The 22387-nt window shown below is 67.6% G+C and carries 28 protein-coding genes; 23 read left to right on the top strand and 5 right to left on the bottom strand.

Translation table 11 applies throughout. The annotated features are described in order from the left end of the window. Positions 1 to 19: 19 nt before the first annotated feature. Together ffh and G6N34_RS14720 are read left to right on the top strand one after the other, a co-directional pair. The gene (gene ffh, locus G6N34_RS14725; protein WP_085151581.1) at positions 20 to 1585 is read left to right on the top strand and encodes a signal recognition particle protein; all 1566 of its coding nucleotides are present in this window, start codon (positions 20 to 22) and stop codon (positions 1583 to 1585) included. A 2-nt stretch (positions 1586 to 1587) separates the two neighbouring features. After that, complete coding sequence (locus G6N34_RS14720) at positions 1588 to 2667, top strand: amidohydrolase family protein (protein ID WP_085151582.1); 1080 nt, start codon at positions 1588 to 1590, stop codon at positions 2665 to 2667. Here the strand turns inward: G6N34_RS14720 and G6N34_RS14715 are convergent. The 3 genes from G6N34_RS14715 to G6N34_RS14705 all read right to left on the bottom strand — a co-directional run bounded on the left by G6N34_RS14715 (position 2657) and on the right by G6N34_RS14705 (position 6007). Further along, a complete protein-coding gene (locus tag G6N34_RS14715; protein WP_407663273.1) occupies positions 2657 to 3451 on the bottom strand; it encodes a D-alanyl-D-alanine carboxypeptidase family protein in 795 nt (264 codons plus the stop codon). The two genes, G6N34_RS14720 and G6N34_RS14715, sit on opposite strands and share 11 nt — an antisense overlap. A gap of 96 nt (positions 3452 to 3547) precedes the next feature. After that, positions 3548 to 4420 carry a D-alanyl-D-alanine carboxypeptidase family protein gene (locus G6N34_RS14710; protein ID WP_085151584.1) on the bottom strand — a complete coding sequence of 291 codons (873 nt, stop codon included), beginning with the start codon at positions 4418 to 4420 and terminating at the stop codon, positions 3548 to 3550. 21 nt (positions 4421 to 4441) lie between these two features. Further along, on the bottom strand, positions 4442 to 6007 hold the full coding sequence (locus tag G6N34_RS14705) for a diflavin oxidoreductase (RefSeq protein WP_085151585.1): 1566 nt from the start codon (positions 6005 to 6007) through the stop codon (positions 4442 to 4444). A 105-nt stretch (positions 6008 to 6112) separates the two neighbouring features. Between G6N34_RS14705 and G6N34_RS14700 the strand changes: the two genes are divergently transcribed. From G6N34_RS14700 to trmD, 5 genes are all read left to right on the top strand, one after another. Continuing rightward, complete coding sequence (locus G6N34_RS14700; protein WP_085151586.1) at positions 6113 to 6532, top strand: nuclear transport factor 2 family protein; 420 nt, start codon at positions 6113 to 6115, stop codon at positions 6530 to 6532. Positions 6533 to 6719: 187 nt separating this feature from the next. Then, the gene (rpsP, locus tag G6N34_RS14695; RefSeq protein WP_085151587.1) at positions 6720 to 7184 is read left to right on the top strand and encodes a 30S ribosomal protein S16; all 465 of its coding nucleotides are present in this window, start codon (positions 6720 to 6722) and stop codon (positions 7182 to 7184) included. Then, positions 7181 to 7423, top strand: a complete 243-nt coding sequence (locus G6N34_RS14690) for an RNA-binding protein (RefSeq protein ID WP_003878715.1) — start codon at positions 7181 to 7183, stop codon at positions 7421 to 7423. The genes rpsP and G6N34_RS14690 overlap by 4 nt, the downstream gene beginning before the upstream one ends. A gap of 6 nt (positions 7424 to 7429) precedes the next feature. Next, positions 7430 to 7957: a ribosome maturation factor RimM gene (rimM, locus tag G6N34_RS14685; protein ID WP_085151588.1), complete on the top strand. Its 528-nt coding sequence runs from the start codon at positions 7430 to 7432 to the stop codon at positions 7955 to 7957. Beyond that, positions 7954 to 8652 carry a tRNA (guanosine(37)-N1)-methyltransferase TrmD gene (gene trmD / locus G6N34_RS14680; RefSeq protein WP_085151589.1) on the top strand — a complete coding sequence of 233 codons (699 nt, stop codon included), beginning with the start codon at positions 7954 to 7956 and terminating at the stop codon, positions 8650 to 8652. Before rimM ends, trmD begins: the two co-directional genes overlap by 4 nt. On the opposite strand, the gene G6N34_RS14675 is transcribed toward trmD, so the two are convergent. Next, positions 8653 to 9570: a serine hydrolase gene (locus G6N34_RS14675; RefSeq protein WP_085151590.1), complete on the bottom strand. Its 918-nt coding sequence runs from the start codon at positions 9568 to 9570 to the stop codon at positions 8653 to 8655. 317 nt (positions 9571 to 9887) lie between these two features. Here G6N34_RS14675 and rplS point away from each other — a divergent pair, with 317 nt between their 5' ends. From rplS to G6N34_RS14630, 9 genes are all read left to right on the top strand, one after another. Continuing rightward, positions 9888 to 10229 carry a 50S ribosomal protein L19 gene (rplS, locus tag G6N34_RS14670; RefSeq protein WP_085151591.1) on the top strand — a complete coding sequence of 114 codons (342 nt, stop codon included), beginning with the start codon at positions 9888 to 9890 and terminating at the stop codon, positions 10227 to 10229. Positions 10230 to 10292: 63 nt separating this feature from the next. Beyond that, positions 10293 to 11096 (top strand): signal peptidase I, encoded by an 804-nt coding sequence (lepB, locus tag G6N34_RS14665; RefSeq protein WP_085151592.1) that lies wholly within the window; start codon positions 10293 to 10295, stop codon positions 11094 to 11096. Continuing rightward, on the top strand, positions 11097 to 11792 hold the full coding sequence (locus G6N34_RS14660) for a ribonuclease HII (protein WP_085151593.1): 696 nt from the start codon (positions 11097 to 11099) through the stop codon (positions 11790 to 11792). 47 nt (positions 11793 to 11839) lie between these two features. Next, positions 11840 to 12145 (top strand): DUF2469 domain-containing protein, encoded by a 306-nt coding sequence (locus G6N34_RS14655; RefSeq protein ID WP_003893809.1) that lies wholly within the window; start codon positions 11840 to 11842, stop codon positions 12143 to 12145. Positions 12146 to 12243: 98 nt separating this feature from the next. Continuing rightward, a complete protein-coding gene (locus G6N34_RS14650) occupies positions 12244 to 12660 on the top strand; it encodes a DUF6188 family protein (protein WP_085151594.1) in 417 nt (138 codons plus the stop codon). A gap of 108 nt (positions 12661 to 12768) precedes the next feature. Continuing rightward, positions 12769 to 13134, top strand: coding sequence for a YraN family protein (locus G6N34_RS14645; protein WP_407663272.1), 366 nt, complete (start codon positions 12769 to 12771; stop codon positions 13132 to 13134). Next, positions 13134 to 14645 carry a YifB family Mg chelatase-like AAA ATPase gene (locus G6N34_RS14640; protein ID WP_085151596.1) on the top strand — a complete coding sequence of 504 codons (1512 nt, stop codon included), beginning with the start codon at positions 13134 to 13136 and terminating at the stop codon, positions 14643 to 14645. The genes G6N34_RS14645 and G6N34_RS14640 overlap by 1 nt, the downstream gene beginning before the upstream one ends. Then, the gene (gene dprA / locus G6N34_RS14635) at positions 14642 to 15778 is read left to right on the top strand and encodes a DNA-processing protein DprA (RefSeq protein WP_085151597.1); all 1137 of its coding nucleotides are present in this window, start codon (positions 14642 to 14644) and stop codon (positions 15776 to 15778) included. The genes G6N34_RS14640 and dprA overlap by 4 nt, the downstream gene beginning before the upstream one ends. 130 nt (positions 15779 to 15908) lie before the next feature. Then, entirely contained in the window at positions 15909 to 16136 is a 228-nt protein-coding gene (locus G6N34_RS14630; protein WP_133057753.1) for a hypothetical protein, read from the top strand. A 64-nt stretch (positions 16137 to 16200) separates the two neighbouring features. On the opposite strand, the gene G6N34_RS14625 is transcribed toward G6N34_RS14630, so the two are convergent. Then, the gene (locus G6N34_RS14625) at positions 16201 to 16944 is read right to left on the bottom strand and encodes a DUF899 domain-containing protein (protein WP_085151599.1); all 744 of its coding nucleotides are present in this window, start codon (positions 16942 to 16944) and stop codon (positions 16201 to 16203) included. A gap of 80 nt (positions 16945 to 17024) precedes the next feature. On the opposite strand from G6N34_RS14625, the gene G6N34_RS14620 reads away from it, so the two are divergent. The 7 genes from G6N34_RS14620 (at position 17025) to G6N34_RS14590 (ending at position 22373) form a co-directional block, all read left to right on the top strand. Then, entirely contained in the window at positions 17025 to 17354 is a 330-nt protein-coding gene (locus G6N34_RS14620; protein WP_085151863.1) for an ArsR/SmtB family transcription factor, read from the top strand. After that, positions 17351 to 17782: an SRPBCC family protein gene (locus G6N34_RS14615; protein WP_085151600.1), complete on the top strand. Its 432-nt coding sequence runs from the start codon at positions 17351 to 17353 to the stop codon at positions 17780 to 17782. Before G6N34_RS14620 ends, G6N34_RS14615 begins: the two co-directional genes overlap by 4 nt. Positions 17783 to 17950: 168 nt before the next feature. Continuing rightward, positions 17951 to 18184, top strand: coding sequence for a hypothetical protein (locus G6N34_RS14610; RefSeq protein ID WP_085151601.1), 234 nt, complete (start codon positions 17951 to 17953; stop codon positions 18182 to 18184). 456 nt (positions 18185 to 18640) lie between these two features. Next, positions 18641 to 18874 carry a hypothetical protein gene (locus G6N34_RS14605; RefSeq protein WP_085151601.1) on the top strand — a complete coding sequence of 78 codons (234 nt, stop codon included), beginning with the start codon at positions 18641 to 18643 and terminating at the stop codon, positions 18872 to 18874. 355 nt (positions 18875 to 19229) lie between these two features. Next, on the top strand, positions 19230 to 20963 hold the full coding sequence (locus G6N34_RS14600) for an HNH endonuclease signature motif containing protein (RefSeq protein WP_235680637.1): 1734 nt from the start codon (positions 19230 to 19232) through the stop codon (positions 20961 to 20963). A gap of 171 nt (positions 20964 to 21134) precedes the next feature. Continuing rightward, positions 21135 to 21398: a hypothetical protein gene (locus G6N34_RS14595; RefSeq protein WP_085152694.1), complete on the top strand. Its 264-nt coding sequence runs from the start codon at positions 21135 to 21137 to the stop codon at positions 21396 to 21398. Between the two features lie 129 nt (positions 21399 to 21527). Then, positions 21528 to 22373 carry a siderophore-interacting protein gene (locus G6N34_RS14590; RefSeq protein WP_085152693.1) on the top strand — a complete coding sequence of 282 codons (846 nt, stop codon included), beginning with the start codon at positions 21528 to 21530 and terminating at the stop codon, positions 22371 to 22373. Positions 22374 to 22387: the final 14 nt, after the last annotated feature.

Here is a 22387-nt window from a genome sequence, read left to right as displayed (position 1 = left end):
CAGCAGCTAGGCTGGCTGCGTGTTTGAATCCCTGTCCGACCGGTTGACCGGTGCGCTGGCGGGCCTGCGGGGCAAGGGCCGGCTCACCGACGCCGACATCGACGCCACCGCTCGCGAGATCCGTCTGGCCCTGCTCGAAGCCGACGTGTCGCTGCCCGTGGTGCGCGAGTTCATCGCCCGCATCAAGGACCGCGCCAAGGGCGCTGAGGTCTCCGGCGCGCTCAACCCCGCCCAGCAGGTCGTCAAGATCGTCAACGAGGAGCTCATCGGCATCCTCGGCGGCGAGACCCGGCAGCTGGCCTTCGCCAAGACCCCGCCGACGGTCATCATGCTCGCGGGCCTGCAGGGCGCCGGTAAGACGACGCTGGCCGGCAAGCTCGCCAAATGGCTTCGTGGACAAGGGCACACCCCGCTGTTGGTGGCCTGTGACCTGCAGCGTCCCGGCGCCGTCAGCCAGCTCCAGATCGTCGGTGAACGCGCGGGTGTGGACGTCTTCGCGCCGCATCCGGGCACGGCGGCGAGCGCCGCCGTGACCGAGGGTGCGGGCCCGGGCGATCCCGTCGCGGTGGCTGCCGCGGGCCTGGCTGAGGCCAAGGCCAAGCACTTCGACGTCGTGATCGTTGACACCGCGGGTCGCCTCGGCATCGACGATGTGCTGATGGCGCAGGCCGCCGCGATCCGCGACGCCGTGCAACCCGACGAGACGCTGTTCGTGCTGGACGCCATGATCGGCCAGGATGCCGTCGCCACCGCCGAGGCGTTCGGCGCCGGCGTCGGCTTCACCGGTGTGGTGCTGACCAAGCTCGACGGTGACGCGCGCGGTGGCGCTGCGCTGTCGGTGCGTGAGGTCACCGGCGTGCCGATCCTGTTCGCGTCGACGGGCGAGAAGCTCGAGGACTTCGACGTCTTCCACCCCGACCGGATGGCCAGCCGCATCCTCGGCATGGGCGATGTGCTGAGCCTGATCGAGCAGGCCGAGCAGGTCTTCGACGCGGAGAAGGCCGAGGAGGCCGCCGCCAAGATCGGCTCCGGTGAACTGACGCTGGAGGACTTCCTCGAGCAGATGCTCGCGATCCGCAAGATGGGGCCGATCGGCAACCTGCTGGGCATGCTGCCCGGCGCCGGGCAGATGAAGGACGCCCTGGCCGCCGTCGACGACAAACAGCTGGACCGTCTGCAGGCGATCATCCGCGGCATGACCCCGCAGGAGCGCGACGACCCCAAAATCATCAACGCCTCCCGCCGGCTTCGCATCGCGAACGGCTCGGGCGTCAGCGTCTCCGAGGTCAATCAGCTGGTGGACCGGTTCTTCGAGGCCCGCAAGATGATGGCCTCGATGGCAGGCAAGTTCGGCATGCCCGGAGTCGGCGGCCGCAAGGCCAACAACCGCAAGGGCGGCAAGAACGCCAAGGGCAAGAAGGGCAAGGGCAAGGGCAGGGGACCGACGCCGCCGAAGGTGCGCAACCCGCTCGGCGTTCCCGGCGGCTTCCCCGACCTGTCGGGTATGCCCGCCGGCCTCGACGAGCTGCCGCCCGGCCTCGCCGATTTCGACCTTTCGAAGTTGAAGTTCCCGGGACAGAAGTAACCGTGCGGCTGCACCTGCGCGGCATCGGCCTGCCCGACGGCGAACCCGTTGACTGGTGGATCGTCGACGGTGTGTTGTCGGCCGAACCGGTCGCCGACGCGCAGACAGTCTTCGCGGGTGGCTGGATCATCCCCGGCCTGGTGGACGCGCACTGCCATGTGGGCCTCGGCCCGCACGGGATCGTCGAGTTCGACGAGGCCGTCGAGCAGGCCGAGATCGAGCGCGACGCCGGTGCGCTGCTGCTGCGCGACGCCGGATCACCCGTCGACACCCGCAGCTTCGACGACCGTGACGACCTGCCGCGCATCATCCGCGCGGGCAGGCACCTGGCCCGGCCCAAGCGGTACGGCCACGGCATCGCGATCGACATCGAGGACGAGTCCCAGCTGCCGGAGTACGTCGCGCAGCAGGCCCGCTGGGGCGACGGGTGGGTCAAGCTCGTCGGCGACTGGATCGACCGTGGCGTGGGGGACCTGGCCCCGCTGTGGTCCGACGACGTGCTCACCGCGGCCATCGACGCCGCGCACGCCAACGGCGCCCGCGTCACCGCTCATGTGTTCGGCGAGGACGCGCTGCCCGGCCTGATCAGGGCAGGCATCGACTGCATCGAGCACGGCACAGGCATCACCGAGGACATCATTCCGCTGATGCTCGAGCACGGCACGGCGTTGGTGCCGACCCTGATCAACATCGAGAACTTTCCCGGAATCGCCGCTGGGGCAACGAAATACCCGACGTACGCCAAGCACATGCAGGACCTGTACGCCTCGTGTCGGGACCGGGTGGGCGCCGCGCGCGAGGCCGGCGTGCCGATCTACGCGGGCACCGATGCGGGCGGTTTCGTCGCGCATGGGCGGATCGCCGACGAGGTGGAGGCGCTGCGCGGCGTCGGGATGAGCGCCACCGAAGCCCTGGGGGCGGCGTCCTGGGGTGCGCGCGAGTGGCTGGGCCGGCCCGCACTGGCCCACGGCGCGCCCGCCGACCTGATCTGCTACTCGGCCGACCCTCGGGATCCGGGCGTGCTGGCACACCCGGACCTGGTGATGCTGCGCGGTCAGGTGTACCGGAAGCTCACTGCGTGAAACCCCAGTCCAGCAGGCCGATCGCCTGCCCGTAGAGGTCTCCGCTGCCCTTCATCTGGACCACCACGAGACGGCGATTACCACGCTGGGCCGCACCGACGTAGGTCTTTCCGGCCAGGTTGGTGTAGCCCGTCTTACCACCGAGATCGCCCGGATACCGCTGCAGCAGTTCGTTCTGGTTGGCCAGCGTCTTGTAGCCGGTGCGCGACGGGAACTGCGCGCTGGGCTGGCGCATGATGTGCGCGATCAGCGGGTAGGCCAGCGCCGACCGGAAGAGCAGGGCCAGGTCGTGCGGCGTCGTGATGGATTCCCAGCCCGGACCGTCGAGGCCCGACGGTGACATGGCGCGAGTGTTCTTCGCGCCCAGGCTCTGTGCCTTGGCCGTCATCCGGGCGATCGCCGCGCGGTAGCCGCCGAGCATGTCGCCGAGCAGGTTGGCCGCGTCGTTGCCCGACACCATCAGCAGACCCTCGAGCAGTTGGCGGGTGGTGTAGGCCTGCCCCGGCACCAGTCCGACACACGAGCACTCCACCTGGGTGTGCACCTGGCTCGCGCGCACGGCCGCGTTGGGGTGCAGATGGTCGAGCACGACCATCGCGAGCAGCACCTTGATGGTGCTCGCCGGTGCGTAGTGGCCGTAGGGGTCCTTGCTGGCCAGGATGGCGCCGGTGTCGATGTCGGCGACGAGCCAGGCGCGGGCCGGGCCGTCGGGCGCCGAGGCCGCCGGGATCCCGGGTTGAGCTGTGGCTGTGCCGGGGAGGACCAGGGTCAGCAGGCAGGCCAGTGCGGCGACCGCCCGGGGAAGGGGTCTGGACGCAGGCACTCGCCGAAGCGTAGGGAGCGCAGGTCAAGTCACGGCCCCGATGCGGTATCGAACCGGCTACAGCACCCCGACGCTGGAACCGCGGCCCAGCCCGAAGCCCCAGTCCAGCAGTGCGCTCGACTGGTCCCAGTAGGTCGGACCGCCCTCTTTGACAAGGCCGTACATCAACGCGACGACCAGGCGCCTGCCGTCGCGCTGGGCCGCGCCGACATAGGTCTTGCGGGCCAGGTCGGTGTAGCCGGTCTTGCCGCCGAGCATGCCCGGATACCGCGCGAGCATCTCGTTCTGGTTGACCAGGACGCGGTCGCCGGACTTGGCGGGGAACACCGCGGAGGGCTGCGCGACGATCTCGGCGAACACCGGATACGCCATGGCACCGCGGAAGATCACCGCGAGGTCGTGCGGGGTGGACCACATCGCGATACCGGGGCCGTCGATGCCCGACGGACTGCCGGCGTTGGTGCCCAACGCTCCGAGTTGGGCGGCCTTGGCGTTCATCTTCGCGACGGCGCTGTCGGCTCCGCCGAGCATGCGCGCCAGGGTGTTGGCGGCATCGTTGCCCGAGGCCAGCAGCAGTCCGTCCAGCAGTTGGCGGGTGGTGTAGGTCTGTCCGGGCGCCACACCCGCGCAGTTGCACTCGACGCGGGTGTCCTCGTCGGTCGCGACGATCGTCGCGTCGAGGGGAACCTCGTCGAGCACGACCTGGGCCAGCAGGGTCTTGATGGTGCTGGCGGGGGCGTGGTGCGCGTTCTCGTTGCGGCCCGCGAGGATTTCACCGGAGTCCATGTCGGCAATAATCCAGGCCACCGCGGGTCCGTCGGGGATCGGCGCCGACCCGGCGGGTTGGACGTTGATGGTGTCCGCGCCGGCCACTGGGGCCACCAGGACCGCACTGAGAAGCATCGCCGCACCCGCGAGAAGTCTGCGCATGGGCCACCAGCCTAAGGCGGCTCAGTACACGTCGCGAGCGTAGCGGTGATCTCGGACCATCTGGTTGAGGTAGGCGTGCGCGTCGTCGGAGTCCAGTGCGCCGGCCTGCGCGATCACCTGATGCAGCGCGGCGTCGACGTCGCGGGCCATCCGGTCGGCGTCGCCGCACACATACAGATGTGCCCCTTCCTGCAGCCACGCCCACAGGTCAGAGGCCTGCTCGAGCATCCGGTGCCAGACGTAATGCTTGGCGGCCCCGGCCTTTCCGTCCCGAGAGAACGCGAGGTCCAGGCGCGTCAGCCCACCGGAGTCCACGAAGCCCTCCAACTCGTCGCGGTAGAGGTAGTGCGTCGCGCGGCGCCGGTCGCCGAAGAACAGCCATGACGAACCCGACGCCGACGTCGCCTGCCGTTCGTGCAGAAAGCCGCGGAACGGCGCGACGCCGGTGCCGGGGCCGATCATGATGATGGGCACGTCCGGGGCGGGCAGGCGGAAATGCTGGTTGGGCCGCAGGTGCACCCGCACGGTGTCGCACCGCTGGGCAAGGAACGTCGAGGCGACACCGCCGTGGCGCCTGCCCGCGTGGACGTAGTGCACGGTGGCCACAGTCAGGTGCACCCGCCGCGGGTCGACGACGGGACTCGAGGAGATCGAGTAGTCGCGGAACTGCAGCGGGCGCAGCGTCTCCACCACCTCGTCGACCCCGAGGTCGGCCCGCCTCACCAGGTCGAGCACGTCATGGCCGTCCACGCCGACCAGGGTCTGCAGGGCCTTCGACGGCGTGCGGATCTCGAGGTGTTCGGTCAGCAGCGTCCCCAGTGGGTGATCGTGGTGTTCGACCTGGTGGTCGGGGCCGACGCCCAGCGCGTCCAACAACTGTTCGACCAGGTGCGGGTCGTTGGTGGCGTGCACCGCAATCGAATCGCCCGCCTGATAGGTGATGCCGGAGTCGCCGAGATCGATCTCGTAGTGGCGGACCTCCTTGTCCGCACCCGGCGCGGACAGCAGTCGGTTCACGACGAGCGTGGCCTCGTACGGGTTGTCGCGGTCCCATCCGGCCAGTTCGGGCCGGGGCGGGGCAGGGGAGGGGGATTCGGAGACGGTGATGGCCGCGGGCGCCTCCGCGTGCAGCGCCTGCACGATCTTGACCATGTCGGCGATCCACACGCCGGAGTCGGGGTCGTAGTGGCCGTCGATCTCCTGGCGGTCCGCCAGCCGGGTGGCGCCGAGACCCTCAAGGCGGTCGTCGAGCAGGCGTCCGGCGTTGCAGAACAGCTCATAACCGGAGTCGCCGAGGGCCAGCACTGCGAAGCTGAGGTGGTCCAGACGGGGCGCGTCGTCGGCGCTGATCGCCTCCCAGAACAGGGCGGCGTTGTCCGGGAACTCGCCATCACCGAAGGTCGAGGTCACCGCGACGAAGTGCGTGACGTCCCGCAGGGCTTCGAGCGGAATCTGGTTGAGCTCGGTCTCGGTCGCCGTGATGCCGATGGCGGTGGTGGCTTCGGCGAACTGCATGGCGACGTACTCGGCGCTGCCCATATCGCTGCCGTAACCGACCATCAGCGAGAACTCGGGCTGATCAGACACTGGAGAACCCCTCACTCAGGCGAACCGCAACTTAGGGTGACCTTACTTAGGTGTCGGGTGCTTGTGGGTGCTCCCTTTTTCGGTTGGCCGGTGTTGAATCGACCCATGCTCAGCCTGGAGGAGATCTCCGACCGCCTGGAGATCCAGCAGTTGCTCGTCGACTATTCGAGCGCGATCGACCAGCGGAGGTTCGACGACCTGGACCGGGTGTTCACCCCGGATGCCTACATCGACTACCGCGTCACCGGAGGCATCGACGGCAGGTTTCCCGAGGTCAAGGCCTGGCTGAAGGACGTGCTACCGAACTTTCCGGCGTATTCCCACATGCTCGGCAACTTCGACATCCGGATCGACGGGGACACGGCCACCGCGCGCACGATCTGCTTCAACCCGATGGTCTTCGACTCCGAGAGCAAGCAGATCCTCTTCGTCGGGATCTGGTACGAGGACGAACTCCTGCGCACCGACCCAGGGTGGCGGATGACCCGGCGGGTCGAGGTGAAGTGCTTCGACAAGCTGCTGTGAGGGCGGCGAGTTCAGCGGTTTTTGTGGCTGCCCCGTGGTCTGGCACAATGGTCGGCTGTCTGCCCTGCGGCTTTCGGCTGGTCCGGATGCGCCGCGCGGCGTCACACACGTAAGGCAAAACCGGATCCGGGCAACCCGCCCGCATCGCTGAATTGCAGCGTGGCAATCGTAGGAGAAGAAGCTTCACATGGCTGTCAAGATCAAGCTCACCCGTCTCGGGAAGATCCGCAACCCCCAGTACCGCATCTCCGTCGCCGATGCGCGCACGCGCCGCGACGGCCGGTCCATCGAGGTCATCGGCCGGTACCACCCGAAGGAAGAGCCCAGCCTGATCGAGATCGATTCGGAGCGTGCGCAGTACTGGCTGGGTGTGGGTGCACAGCCCACCGAGCCCGTCCTCGCGCTGCTGAAGATCACGGGTGACTGGCAGAAGTTCAAGGGTCTGCCGGGCGCCGAGGGCACCCTGAAGGTCAAGGAGCCCAAGCCCAGCAAGCTCGACCTGTTCAACGCCGCGCTGGCCCAGGCTGACGGCGCCTCCGGCGGCGAGGCCACCACGCTCAAGAAGAAGAAGGCGCCGAAGAAGGCCGACGAGGCCGCTCCGGCAGAGGCTGAGGCCACTGAGGCTGAGACCGCCGAGACGCCCGCCGAATGAGCACGGTCGTCGTCGACGCCGTGGAGCATCTGGTCCGCGGAATCGTCGACAACCCTGACGATGTGCGTGTCGACATGGTCACGTCGCGGCGTGGCCGCACCGTCGAGGTGCACGTCCATCCCGACGATCTCGGCAAGGTGATCGGACGCGGAGGACGCACCGCCACCGCGCTGCGCACACTGGTTGCGGGCATCGGCGGTCGGGGCATCCGCGTCGACGTAGTGGACACCGACCAGTAACTTCTTGTGGAGCTGATTGTCGGCCGCGTCGCCAAGGCGCACGGCATCACAGGTGAGGTCGTCATCGACGTCCGCACCGACGATCCCGATTCCCGGTTTGTCGCGGGAAAGACCCTGCACGCCAGGGCTTCTCGCGACAAACCGGCACGGAATTTCACAGTTGAGTCGGTCCGTCCGCATGGGGAACGACTCCTGGTGCGGTTGGTCGGGGTCTCCGACCGCACTGCCGCCGACGCGTTGCGCGGCACGCTGTTCGTGGTCGACTCCGAGGACCTGCCGCCGATCGACGAGCCCGACGAGTACTACGACCACCAACTCGAAGGCCTCGCGGTGCGCACGCTCGACGGTGCCGCCGTCGGCCGCATCGCGGAGGTGCTGCACACCGCGGCGGGGGAGTTGTTGAGCGTGAAGAACGAGGCGGGCAAGGAGATCCTGATCCCGTTCGTCACAGCGATCGTGCCCACCGTCTCGGTGTCGGGCGGATTCGTCGAGATCGACCCGCCCGACGGTCTGCTGAACTTGGACGAGCTGTGAAGATCGATGTCGTCACGATCTTTCCGGATTACCTGAGTCCACTGCGTCAGTCACTGCCCGGCAAGGCGATTGAATCCGGCATCGTCGACCTGGCAGTCCACGATCTGCGTGACTGGACCCACGATGTGCACCGGTCGGTCGACGACTCCCCGTACGGGGGCGGCCCGGGCATGGTCATGAAAGCCCCGGTCTGGGGCGAGGCACTCGACGAGATCTGCACGGACAAAACAGTTCTGGTGATCCCGACCCCGGCGGGACGGCTTTTCGACCAGGCCACCGCCGCGCGCTGGAGCGCTGAGGAGCACCTGGTGTTCGCGTGCGGCCGCTACGAGGGCATCGATCAGCGCGTCGCCGACGACGCGGCGCGCCGGATGCGGGTCGAGGAGGTCTCGATCGGCGACTACGTGCTGAACGGCGGAGAGGTCGCCGCCCTGGTCATGATCGAGGCCGTCGTGCGCCTGATGCCCGACGTGCTGGGCAATCCTGCGTCCCACCAACAGGATTCACACTCCGACGGACTGCTTGAGGGGCCGAGCTACACCCGGCCGCCGAGTTGGCGCGACCTCGATGTGCCGCCGGTGCTGCTGTCCGGTGACCACGCGCGCGTCGCGGCCTGGCGGCATGAGCAGTCCCTGCAGCGGACGCGGGATCGCCGTCCTGATCTGCTGGGTCCGGATCTGCTGGGCGAGAACTAGTCACCGAATCCGGCCGTCGGGGAACATCGTCTTGACGGCTTCGGTGATGGTGGCGCGGGCGGTCGCGTCGTTGGCGGCCTGCAGCGAGTGGATCACCATGACGTAGCGCCTGCCCGGGCCCACGATTCCGGTGGACAGGTGCATCCAGTCGTTTCCGATCAGGGGCATCCAACCCTGTTTGACGGCAACGGGTTCCCCGGACAGGCCGTCGGGGATGCCGAAGCGCTGCGGATAGCCGTCGATGCCGAACGGAGTGGACTGCGCGAGGTTGTTGACGATGATGTTGGCGCGCTCCGGCGGCAGGCCGCCCGTGCCGTTGAGCAGCATGTCGTAGTAGCGCACCAGATCCGGCGCCGAGGTGACGGTGAACCACCAGCCGTCCTGCTCCGGCGGTGCGGTGTCGGTCAGGCCGTAGCGCGCCGCGACCCTCTCGATGATCTCCCCGCCGCCGCCGCGATTCCAGAAGATCTCGGCTGCGTCGTCGTCGGACGAGCGCAGCATGACCTCCAGCGACTCACGGTCCTCGGGCGACAGGTTGGGCTCGCGCATCAGCAGATCGTCGGCGATGAACAGCTTGGCCACGGAAGCCGTGGCCCACTCGCCGTCGCCGACGCTCACCTGCTGGCGGGTTTCGCGATCGAGCACCATGAAGGTGATGTCCGCGCCCTTCTCCGAAGCCTCGGCCACCGACTGGCGAGCGCGCACGTCGAGCCCGTCGAACGTGGGGGACGGGACATGTGGGGCCGCCGCGGGAGTTGCGTCGGTCGGGGCCTTGGGGGCCACCACCGTCAGCTGAGGCGCCTCGGCTCTCCTGTCCGGTGCGCCGTAGACCCGTGCCTCGCACCCCGCGCTGCTGGCCAGCAGCACCCCCGTCAACAACGCCGCCATGCCCCGCACCAGGATCGGGCGCCGACGCATGCTTCTCCTCAAGAGGTTGTGAGGGGCGGAATCGGGGTGCTGCGCTGCCGTCACCCGCCCCTAAAGACTAACCTCGGGGGGTCGAGATCGCGTAGCCGGCCACGGTCTGTCACCATGGTGTTCGGAACTGCTCGCCGGCGGCGATTTCGCTGCGTGCGCGCAATCTGGCACAATTGAGCAGTTGTCCGCGCGGGTTGAGGTTTGATCGCCCGCTGCGCGAGGACAAGACAAGCCCGAACATCGGCTCGGCAACCGCACCGCTCGCCACCAGGCGTCGATGCTGTCCGCCAGCCCGCTACCGCAAGGAAGAGTCACCGATGAACACGCTGGACTTCGTCGACCAGGCGTCGCTGCGCGACGACATCCCAGCCTTTGGCCCTGGCGACACCGTGAATGTGCACGTGAAGGTCATCGAGGGCGCGAAGGAGCGCATCCAGGTCTTCAAGGGTGTCGTCATCCGCCGTCAGGGCGGTGGCATCCGCGAGACCTTCACCGTTCGCAAGGAGAGCTACGGCGTCGGCGTCGAGCGCACCTTCCCGGTGCACTCGCCCAACCTCGACAAGATCGAGGTGGTCACCCGTGGTGACGTCCGTCGCGCGAAGCTGTACTACCTGCGCGAACTTCGTGGCAAGAAGGCCAAGATCAAGGAGAAGCGCTGATCCTCGCGCCTGTCGTGGGCGCGCGTTGCGCGGTCTCATCGGCGTCATCGCTACTCTGATCCCGTGACCGACACCGAGGACTCGGCCAACTCATCGCAATCACCGCCGGAAGGCGACTCCGCGAAGCCGAGCAAGGCGAAATCTGCCCTTCGTGAAGCCGTCATCCTGGTGGTGATCGCGGTCGGCCTCTACTACGTCATGTTGACGTTTGTGGCACGGCCGTACCTGATTCCATCGGAGTCGATGGAGCCCACGCTGCACGGCTGTAACGGCTGTGTCGGCGACCGGATTATGGTCGACAAGGTGTCCTACCGCTTCGGCGAGCCGCAACCCGGCGACGTGGTCGTGTTCAAGGGCCCGCCCTCGTGGAGCGTCGGCTATAAGTCGATCCGGTCCGACAACCCGACAATCCGCACGCTGCAGAACGCGTTGGCGGTCGTCGGCTTCGTCCCGCCCGACCAGAACGACCTGGTGAAGCGTGTGATCGCGGTCGGGGGCCAGACCGTGGAGTGCCGCACCGACACAGGTCTGACCGTCGACGGCAAGCGCCTCAACGAGCCCTACCTGGACCCCGAGACGATGCTGGCCGACCCGGCCCTCATTCCGTGCCTGGGCGGCGAGTTCGGCCCAGTCAAGGTGCCGGAGGACCGGCTGTGGGTGATGGGCGACAACCGCACCCATTCGGCGGATTCGCGGGCGCACTGCACCAGCACGCCCGAGGACTTCCAGAAGGGCCTGATCTGCACCGGCGATCCCACCAACGGGACGATCCCGGTGGAGAACGTGATCGGCAAGGCCCAGTTCATCGCGTGGCCGCCGACCCGGTGGGGCGGAATCAGCTCGCCCAATCCACAACAGGGTGACTGAATGCCCCCGACGAACCGGTGTTGGCCGCCACGGACCGTGATCCGTAAGTCGTCCGGACTGCGGACACTGGAGTCGGCCCTGTATCGCAGCGGTTTGGGGCCGGTGGCCGGGGTCGACGAGGTCGGCCGTGGTGCCTGCGCCGGCCCACTCGTCGTCGCGGCGTGTGTGCTGAGCCCGAATCGGCTGGAGAGCCTGTCGCTGCTGGACGACTCCAAGAAGTTGACCGAGAAGCAGCGCGAGCAGCTTTTCCCGCTGATCCGCCGCTACGCGCTGGCCTACCACGTGGTGTTCATCCCCTCGACCGAGGTGGACCGGCGCGGTGTCCACGTCGCCAACATCGAGGGCATGCGGCGCGCGGTCGCGGGACTGTCGGTGCGGCCCGGTTACGTGCTCTCCGATGGCTTCCGGGTGCCGGGGCTGCCGATGCCTTCGTTGCCGGTGATCGGCGGGGACGCCGCGGCGGCCTGCATCGCGGCGGCCAGCGTGCTCGCCAAGGTCAGCCGCGATCGGCTTATGGTCGAGATGGAGAAAGACTTTCCCGGGTACGGGTTCGCCGAGCACAAGGGCTACAGCACACCGTCGCACTCCGCGGCGTTGACGGCGTTGGGCCCGTGCAGTCAACACCGCTATTCGTTCATCAACGTGCGGCGGGTCGCGGCGCCGTGCGAACCTGAACAGCGCCGCGAGAACGGGTAACCGACAATGGCAGGCAAGACGATCGGACACGAAGGACTGCTGGACAGATGAGCGCTGAGGATCTCGAGAAGTACGAAACCGAGATGGAGCTCTCGCTGTATCGCGAGTACAAGGACATCGTCGGGCAGTTCAGCTATGTGGTGGAGACCGAGCGACGGTTCTACCTGGCCAACAGCGTTGAGCTGATTCCGCGCAACGCCGACGGCGAGGTGTACTTCGAGCTGCGGTTGGCCGACGCCTGGGTGTGGGACATGTACCGGCCGGCGCGCTTCGTCAAGCAGGTGCGGGTGATCACGTTCAAGGACGTCAACATCGAGGAAGTCGAGAAGCCTGAGCTTCGGCTGCCGGAGTAGGTCTTCTGGTTCTCGCAGTTTTCGAGACTCATAGTCTCGGAGTGCGCACCCGGCCTAGGATGGGGCTTGGCCCCAATGGCGTGGCGAAGGGAGCGCTCATGCTCACCCAGTGGATTGAGAAGTGCACCGTCCAGCGCGTGTCGTTGCGGGGTGGCTTGGTTCTGGATCTCGAGGACTACAACGAACTGGTCATCTCGCGTCCGATCCGGCTGACTCTGCCGCCCCTCGACGGTTACCCGGAGGAACAGGTCGTCATCGACCCGTCGCATGTCTCCGTTCAGGAGCGTCCTCTGTTGGATCTCGCGGGTGCGGTGTGCACCGAGGCCTGGTGCAGCGACGAGGGAGCCCTGCATCTGAACTTCTCCAAGGGGCATCGCATCGATGTCGATCCCGACGACAGTGCGACGTCGTGGGAGTTGTACGGAAAGCACCACGGCTACATGGCCTGCCTGCCGCATGGGCGGGTGAAGGTCGTCCGCCATGATCTGCCCGAGGATGAGGACGTCTCCGGCTGACCCGTTCTGGGTTGTGGATGAGTGCGTGACTGTGGACAACTGGGCGGATTCGCCCGTGCGTGAGTGCGAGTTGTCTGTCGTGCGGGTCAGTCTGGGCGCATGGCTGAAATGCAGTGGACGCGTGCGGAGATCGGTGCGCTCGGGGAGGATCTTGCCGTCGAGCATCTCGGCGGTCTCGGGCTGACCGTACTGGTTCGCAACTGGCGCTGCCGCTACGGTGAGCTCGACATCGTCGCGGTCGACAACGATTCGGGCGCAGTGGTTTTCGTTGAGGTGAAGACCCGCACCGGGGACGGGTTCGGTGGCCTGGCGGAGGCGGTCACTCACGCCAAGGTGCGCAGGCTGCGTCGGTTGGCCGGGTTGTGGTTGCAACAGCAGGACCGTCATTGGCCGGCCGTGCGCATCGATGTGATCAGGGTGCGGATCGGCCGTTCGCGCACCCCGGAGATCAGCCATCTGCGGGGGGTGGGCTGATGACGCTGGGGCGGGCGTACTCGATCGCGGTGGCGGGCCTCAACGGTGAGGTTGTCGAGATCGAGGCCGACATCACCAGTGGTCTGCCCGGTGTGCATCTGGTTGGGCTGCCGGATGCGGCGCTGCAGGAGTCCCGTGATCGGGTGCGGTCGGCGATCATCAACAGCGACAGCGAGTGGCCCCAGTCCCGGTTGGTCCTGGCGCTCTCGCCGGCGACCCTGCCGAAGATGGGCAGCGTGTATGACATCGCATTGGCCTGTGCGGTGCTGGCGGCGGGTCTCAAGAAGCAGTGGTCGCAGTTGGACAAGACCGTGCTGCTCGGGGAGTTGGCGCTCGATGGCCGGGTCCGCCCGGTGCGCGGCGTGCTGCCTGCGGTCATGGCGGCCCGTCGTGAGGGCTGGCCCTCCGTGGTGGTGCCCGTCGAGAACCTGCCCGAGGCCAGCCTCATCGACGGTATCGAGGTGCTCGGTGCCCGCACACTGCGGCAACTGAAGGCCTGGCTGGGGGGATCGACGAAGCTGTCCGGGAGGGTCGAGGTGCAGACGCCCGAGGACGAATCGACTGCTGATCTCGCCGACGTGGTGGGGCAGACCCAGGCCCGCTACGCGGTCGAGGTGGCCGCTGCCGGCGGGCATCATCTGATGTTGACCGGACCGCCCGGCATCGGCAAAACCATGCTGGCCCAGCGGCTGCCCGGGTTGTTGCCGCCGCTGTCGCATGACGAGTCGCTCGAGGTCACCGCGATCCACTCGGTCGCCGGGCTGTTGTCGGAGAGCACGCCGCTGATCACTCGACCACCCTTCGTCGCACCGCACCACACGTCGAGCGTCGCCGCGATGGTCGGGGGCGGGGCGGGCATGGCGCGGCCCGGCGCGGTCAGTCGTGCCCACCGCGGGGTGCTGTTCCTCGACGAATGCGCCGAGATCGGCGTCAGCGTCATGGAGGCGTTGCGAACTCCCTTGGAGGAGGGGGAGATCCGGCTCGCGCGCCGCGACGGCGTGGCGCGGTATCCGGCGCGGTTTCAGCTGATCATGGCCGCCAACCCGTGTCCCTGTGCACCCGCTGCCCCGCAGGACTGCATCTGTCCCGGCGGAATCAAGCGTCGCTACCTCGGCAAGCTGTCCGGGCCGCTGCTGGACCGCGTCGATCTGCGGGTGGCGATGAACCCGGTGCGCGCCGGGGCACTGGCCGGCGAGGTCGGGGAGTCGACGGCGGTGGTGCGGGCTCGGGTCGCGGCGGCACGGGAGGCCGCGGCGCAGCGGTGGAGCGTCGTCGGGGTCCGGACCAACGCCGAAGTGCCGGGTCCGGTGTTGCGGCGTTCCTTTCGGCTCAGCCGTGAGGCGATGGCACCGCTGCGCTCCGCGCTGGACAACGGCGCCGTCAGTGTGCGCGGGGCGGATCGATCGTTGCGGGTGGCGTGGTCTCTCGCGGATCTGTCGGGCCGCGATTCGCCCAGCCGTGAGGATGTGGCGACGGCGTTGAGCTTCCGCCAGTCGGGGGCTCCGCGATGACCGACAAGGAGCGCCTGGCCTGGGCCTACCTGTCGCGCGTGGTCGAACCGCCGTGCCCGACGTTGGCGCGGTTGGTCGACGCGGTCGGGCCGATCGAGGCCGCGGGGATGGTCCGCAGCGGCGGCGTCGACGTGGATCTGCGTGATCGCACGCTGGCGCGTCGCGATCTTGACTGTGCGGCAGAGGATCTCGAGACACTGGATCGTCGGGGTGGGCGGCTGGTGACGCCGGTCGATGACGAATGGCCGACGCTGGCGTTCAGGGCCTTTGAGTCCGAGAAGGCCCAGAAGCGGCCCGGGGGTTGGGCCCCGCTGGTGTTGTGGGTGTTGGGGCCGCAGCGGCTGGACGAGGTAGCGATGCGTGCCGCGGCGATCGTGGGTACGCGTGCGGCCACCAGTTACGGCGAGCATGTGGCCGCCGATTTGGCGAGTGGGCTCGTGGAGCGCGATGTGGCGGTGGTGTCGGGCGGCGCCTTCGGCATTGACGGCGCGGCGCACCGTGCTGCGCTGGCCGCCGAGGGTTGCACGGTCGCGGTGCTGGCCGGGGGTGTGGACGTGTTCTATCCGTCGGGACATTCGGCGCTGCTGCATCGAATCGCGAGTGCGGGGTTGATCGTGTCGGAGTATGCGCCGGGCATCCGTCCCGCGCGGCATCGGTTCCTGACCCGCAACAGGTTGGTGGCCGTGCTGTCTGGCGCGACGGTCGTGGTGGAGGCCGGTCTACGCAGCGGGGCGGCCAACACCGCGGCGTGGGCCGAGGCCCTGGGGAGGGTGCGGTGTGCGGTTCCCGGTCCCGTGACGTCGGCCGCCTCGGCGGGCTGCCATGCGCTGTTGCGGTCGGGTGCGCAGTTGGTGTCGCGGAGCGACGAGATCGTGGAGATCGTCGGGCGGATGGGGGAGCTCGCCGAGGATCCGGTGCATCCGCAGACCCCGTTGGATCAGCTCACGGACGCCGAACGTGTGGTGTTCGAGGCGATGCCGGGCCGTGGTGTGGCGACCGTCGAGCAGATCGGGGTCAACGCCGCCATGCCGCCGCAGCGGGTGCTGGGGCCGCTGGCGATGTTGGAGCTTGCGGGGCTGATCTCCCGGGTGGACGGAGGTTGGCAGCTGGTGCGAAAACCGTCGGGGACCTGACCCTGTGACGTGATTCTGCCACTGTTCCGACAACTTCCTGCCAAGTTCGCCGGTGATGAAATCTGTTGGAAGAAAACCCTTCTGGTGTCGGTTGAGCCGTGCAGACAACATGAAAGGTGGGTGTATTCCAATGATGAAGTACACAATCAACGCAATCGCAGCTGGTGCTATGGCCCTGGTGGCCGTGGGTCTGGCCGCTCCGGCCGTCGCCTCCGCGAGTGAGGTGGCAACTGCCGCCGGATACAGCTTGAGTGCCCCGGGCCGTGACTACGGAGACGACTTCGGCGTGCTGGGCGACCGTGGCCCGCGGACCGGTGTTGCAGGTCCTGGATTCGGTTCAGGCACCGCGCGCCGCTGACCCCCACCACATGAGGGGCGCCCCAAATGGGGCGCCCCTCATGCTGTGTCTGCTGGTCGGCTTGTTAGCGCGGTGGACGTGGGTCGTGCCGATCCTCGGGAGTGGGATCTCCGAACCAGCGGTACGGTTCGCGGTCGCCGTATTCGTCGTGCCAGTTCCACCATTCGTAGGGCCGGCTCTGCGGGTAACCCGCTGGCGAGTCCTCCCAGGTCTCCTGCCTGCCCAATGCGGTCATGTCGAGGAAGGCCCACGTGTTGACGAAGGCCTCGTCACCGCGGTTGTTGATGAAGTAGGTGCGGAACACGTCGTCGCCGTCACGAATGAACGCGTTGGTGCCGTGCCAGTCCCGGACGCCGAAGTCGTTGTCGAACGCGTGGTCGTTCTCGTCGGGAATCATGGTGTACCAGGGGATGTTCCAGCCCATTCGGGACTTGATTCTGGCGATGTCCTCTTGGGATCCGCGGGAGGTATAGACGAGTGTGGTGTTGCGGGCGTTGAGGTGCGCCAGGTTGCCGATGTGGTCTGCCATCGGGGAACAGCCCACGCACCCATGCTCGGGCCAGCCGTGCACACCGGGGTCCATGAACGCGCGATAGACGATCAACTGTCGGCGTCCCTCGAACAGGTCGAGCAGTGTCGTTGAGCCCCGCGGTCCCTCGAAGGCGTATTTCCCGTCCACCTTCGTCCAGGGCATTCGGCGGCGCAGGGCCGCGAGCGCATCTCCCGCTCGGGTGTGTTCCTTCTCCTTGGCCAGCAGTGTCTCGTAGGCGGCGTCCCACTCAGTCGCAGTGACGATCTCGGGTTTCATATGTCCTCCGCATTATTCAACTTATATGTTGAATGTTGGATCGGTCCAGCACACCACGGTTGGCGGCTATAGTCAACAAGGTGGTTGAAGATCAGGTGCTGGATCGCGCCTACGCCGCGCTGGCGGATCCGACTCGTCGGGCGCTCCTGGAGGCGCTCCGGCACGGCGATGCGCGTCTCACCGATCTGGCCGCACCATTGCCGATGACCTTCGCGGGGGTCTCCCGCCACGTAGGCGTGCTCGAGCGGGCGGGTCTGGTTCGGCGCGAGATTCGTGGGCGGGAGCACTGGTTCTCGCTCGATCCCCGTGGTTTGACCATGGCGCAGAAGTGGATTGATGAACAGGCTGACTTCTGGTCGGCGCGGGCTGATGCGCTCTCCGACCGCCTGCGGCGGAAGCGGACTCCGTGACCGACGCAGCGACAGTGCGGGTGCGGCGGGTGATGCCCGCCGAGCCCGAGGTCGTGTTCGATCAGTGGCTGGACCCGGAATCCCTTGCCGACTGGATGTGCCCGCGTCCCGTCTTCTGCGTCGCGGTTGCCGTTGAACCCCGGGTCGGGGGAGGCGTGCGCTTTGACCTCGATGACTCCGGGAAGTCGGTCCTGATCGTGGGGCAGTTCCTGGCGATCGACCGTCCGCGACTGCTGCGGTTCACCTGGAGCAACTCAAACTGGGCGGACCCCACCGTCGTGAGCATCGTTGAGGTGACGTTCTCGCCTGTTGCCGATGGGCAGACCCTGATGGCGATCGAGCACACCCTGCTACCGCCCGAGGAGTACGAGAGCTTCCACAGTGGCTGGGAACTCACCTTCGAGCAGTTGGCTGGCGTTCTTCACTGAAGGTATTCCGCTTCGATTCTGCCAGGGGTCGATAATTTCCTGCCAGGCCTTGTGTTGGTGAAATCTGTTGGAAGAAAACGGTTCCCGTTGGGGTTACACCCATCAGAACAGACAACGAGCCTCCCGCCCACAAGACGGAAGACCTGGAATAAGCAAGGTGGGATTCCAATGAAGAACATTTCGATTGCCTCGATCGCTGCTGGTGCCCTGGCTGTGGTGGCCGTGGGTTTGGCCGCTCCGGCGGTGGCCGCGGTCGGTCAGGTTGAGCAGGTTGCCGCGGGCGCTGGGTACAGCTTGAGCGCTCCTGGCGACTACGGCGTTGACTTCGGTGTGCTGGGCGATCGCGGCCCGCGTACCGGTGTTGCCGGTCCCGGCTTCGGTTCGGGCACCGCGCGCCGCTGATCCCCACCACTATGAGGGGCGCCCCGACGGGGGCGCCCCTCATAGTGTGTTGTGACCCTGAAATGGTTTGAACTGGAGGGATCTCGTCGACGTAGATGTTTCAGGGTGGTCATGGACCTGGCGGGCTTTGGCTCTGGCGGGCTTTGGCTCTGGCGGGCTTTGATTCTGGCGGGCGTTGATTTTGTCGGGTTTTGATTTCGTCGAGTTTTGGCTTCCCGCCAGCTCTCGCTGTTCGTCGGGTCATCGCGCTCCCGTCGGGGGTGCCCACGGGGCCGCCGAACGGCGCGGTTGAAATTCGGTTCGATTCTGCCAGGGGTCGATAATTTCCTGCCAGGCCTTGTGTTGGTGAAATCTGTTGGAAGAAAACGGTTCCCGTTGGGGTTGCACCCATCAGAACAGACAACGAGCCTCCCGCCCACAAGACGGAAGACCTGGAATAAGCAAGGTGGGATTCCAATGAAGAACATTTCGATTGCCTCGATCGCTGCTGGTGCCCTGGCTGTGGTGGCCGTGGGTTTGGCCGCTCCGGCGGTGGCCGCGGTCGGTCAGGTTGAGCAGGTTGCCGCGGGCGCTGGGTACAGCTTGAGCGCTCCTGGCGACTACGGCGTTGACTTCGGTGTGCTGGGCGATCGCGGCCCGCGTACCGGTGTTGCCGGTCCCGGCTTCGGTTCGGGCACCGCGCGCCGCTGATCCCCACCACTATGAGGGGCGCCCCCACGGGGGCGCCCCTCATAGTGTGTGTTCTCACCGGTGCTGGCCGTCGTCGCCTGACCATCGGAACCGGCCACGGCCCGCCGTCTCCCGGTTGCGTCGCCGCCACCGTCGCGAACATTGCCATCGACGATCGCAGCGCCGGCAAGAATCACCGCTTGCGTGGCCACGCACCAGTGATCGCCAGCCGGGACACGGCACCCTCCGCACCGCTGGCCCCGGGCTCCTGCCTGCCGCCACCCCCAGATCCGGGGTTATCCACAGTTGCGAGTTGGTCCACAGCCTGCGGCTTGACGTGCGTGATCTGTCGGTGGGTGAGGGCATACTCGAACATGTGTTCGATGATGATTCGCCGGACGGGCTGCTCACCGAAATCGAGGCGTGCCACCGCTTCGAGACGATGCTCATCGGCCGCCGCATGGCCGCCATCGCCCGGCTGGTCGAACACCGCACCTATGAGGCCGAGGCGGACGATCCCGATCCCGGCTACTGCATCATCACCGGCCTGACCCGCACCAGCGCCGAGATCGGCGCCGCCCTGAACCTGGCGCCCAAACTGGCCCAGGACACCGTCGCCCACGCCGAAGCCCTCGACACCCGCCTGCCGCTGGTGGGGGCGCTGCTGCGCGGCGGCGACGTCGACTGGCCCACCGTCAAACTCATCCTGACCCGCACCGAATACGTCACCGGCACCTTGATGCCGCAGATCGATGCGCAGATGACGCAGAAGCTGACCACCTGGTCGTCGTGGTCGCGGCGCCGGGTCATCGACGCCGTCGACGCCGCCATCCGCACCCTCGATCCCGAGGCCGCCAAGGAACGCCGCGTGCACGCCGAAGCCGGCCGCCACGTCACGGTCACCGCTCAACCCGACGGCACGGCCCAGTTGCGCGGCATCCTGACCGGCCCCGGCGCCGCAATCCTGGATGCCCGCCTGGCAGCGATGGCGACCTCGGTGTGCGCCGCGGATTCGCGGACTGTGCGGCAGCGCCGCGCCGACGCCCTGACCGCCCTGAACCAAGACCAGCTGCTGAGCTGCGACTGCGGACAGGCCCAATGCCCCAGCCGCACCGCGGCCCACACCGCCGCCGCCGACGCCGCGGCGGCAGCGGGTGCCCGCGGGGAAGGTGCCCGTGCAGGCGGCGCGGCCACCGGTGCCGCGGGGGTGCCGGCGGTGCGCACCGTGATCAACGTGGTCGCGTCTGCGGCCACCGTCTCCGGCGACAGTGATCAGCCCGGCTACCTGCAGGGCTTCGGGATCATCGACGCCGCCCAGGTCCGCGACCTGGTGCCGACCGCCCTGCTGCGCCCCGTGTCCTGCCCCACCCTCACCGCCACCGCGGCCCAGGCACACACCTACACCCCGTCAGCGGGGTTGGCGCGGTTCATCAAGACCCGCGACCTGACCTGCCGATTCCCCGGCTGTGACCGCCCAGCCTGGTTCGCCGACCTCGACCACACCACCCCGTTCCACCACACCAACCCCACCGCCGGCGGACTGACCGCGCCGTGGAATCTGGGCTGCTACTGCCGCGAACACCACCGCGACAAAACCTTCCTCGACTGGACCGACCAACAACAAGGCGACGGAACCATCGTGTGGACCTCACCGACGGGCCGCACCTACACAACCACCCCCGCCGGGGCCGAACTGTTCCCCGACCTGCTCGGCCCACCGCCGGCCCCCGACCTGCTCGGCGCACCGCCGGCCCCCGACCTGTTCGGCCCACCGCCAGCCCCCGACCTGTTCGGCCCACCGCCACCACCACGGCGCCGCCACCGCCAACGCGACAAAGCCCGCCGCCACACCCACGCCCGCGCGCAACTCACAGCCCACCGGCCCCGCAACGCCGAACAACGCCGCCTCAACGCTGCCCGCCGCCAAGAGATCGACCAGCGCCAGTGGCGCAACCACATGCGCAGAATGCTGCACCTGTTCAAAGGCACCCCCTCCACCAGCCCCTGGTGCACCTGGGTCAACGACCCACCCGAACCCGAAACCCTGCCCCCCGACTGGCAACCACCACCCCCACCACCCATCGACGACACCGAAGAACCACCGTTCTGAGTCCGGTGCGACGCATTGCTGCCACTCAGCGCCAACATCCTGCCAACGTCGAAAAGAGTGAAATGGCATGGAAGAAAACACTTCACACGCCGGTTCCAACGATCAGAACGACAACACGCCTCCCGCCCCACGAGACGGAAGACACGGCAAACGAACTAGGTGGGATTTCCAATGAAGAGCATCACGATCGCCTCCATCGCCGCAGGCGCTCTGGCCGCAGTGAGCGTAGGACTGGCCTCGACGGCCATCGCGTCTGCGCAGGACATTCAGCTCCCCGCCACCAGTGGCGTGCCCTACAGCCTCAACGCCCCGGGCGATCAGTACGAAGACTTCGGTGTGCTGGGGGATCGCGGTCCCCGCACCGGCGTCCAGGGCCCCGGCTTCGGCGCCGGCCCGGATCGGCCCATGTTCAGCACTGCCGGAGAAGGTCGCTGACCAGGAAACTCTTGTGAAGGGGGGCGTCCCACTGTGGGCGCCCCTTTTCATGCGTGCGGGCTGCGACGGGTCATGCGTGCGGGCAACCGACACCGCCGCCACGTCGGCGGTCCTCGTATAGTCGGCGTTATGGCCGGTCGCCCCCTGCATACGTTCGAAGTGGTCCGCACCGAATGGCTCACGCCCCACATCGTTCGAGTGGTCTTGGGAGGCAAGGGTTTCGACACTTTCACCCCGAGCGAATTCACCGACTCGTACGTGAAGATCGCGTTCGTCCCCGCGGGCGTCGACGTCGAGGGCCTGCCGCACCCGTTGACGCTCGACAGCTTCCCCAAAGATCAGGCACCCACGCTGCGCACCTACACGGTCCGCCGCGCCGACCCGTCGGCCCGGGAAGTGACCATCGACTTCGTCGTGCACGGTGAGCACGGCATCGCCGGTCCGTGGGCCGCATCGGCCCAATCCGGCGACGTGGTGTACCTCGCGGGCCCGAATGGTGCCTACTCGCCGGACCCCGCGGCGGACTGGCACCTCTTCGCAGGTGACGAAGCCGCCATCCCCGCCATCAGTGCCGCACTCGAGGCTCTGCCCGACGACGCCGTGGGGCAGGCCTTCATCGAGATCTCCGGTCCCGACGACGAACTGGAACTGACCAGGCCGGACGGTGTGGAACTGCGGTGGGTGTACCGCGGCGGTCGCGCCGACATGGTCACCGATCAGCAGGCCGGGGACAACGCACCCCTCATCGAGGCCGTCAAGGGCTCGCCGTGGCTGCCCGGCCAGGTGCAGGTCTTCATCCACGGTGAAGCCCAAGCCGTCATGCACAATCTGCGCTCGTACATCCGCAAAGAGCGTGGTGTGGACGCCAAGTGGGCCAACTCGATCTCGGGGTACTGGCGCCGCGGGCGCACCGAGGAGACGTTCCGGCAGTGGAAGCGCGAACTCGCCGAGTCGGAGGCAGGCAAAGCCGACTGAGTCTGGCACCGTAG

The organism is Mycolicibacterium confluentis, from assembly GCF_010729895.1.
In the GTDB taxonomy this organism is placed as follows: domain Bacteria; phylum Actinomycetota; class Actinomycetes; order Mycobacteriales; family Mycobacteriaceae; genus Mycobacterium; species Mycobacterium confluentis.
This window is presented reverse-complemented; position numbering and strand designations above follow the sequence as displayed.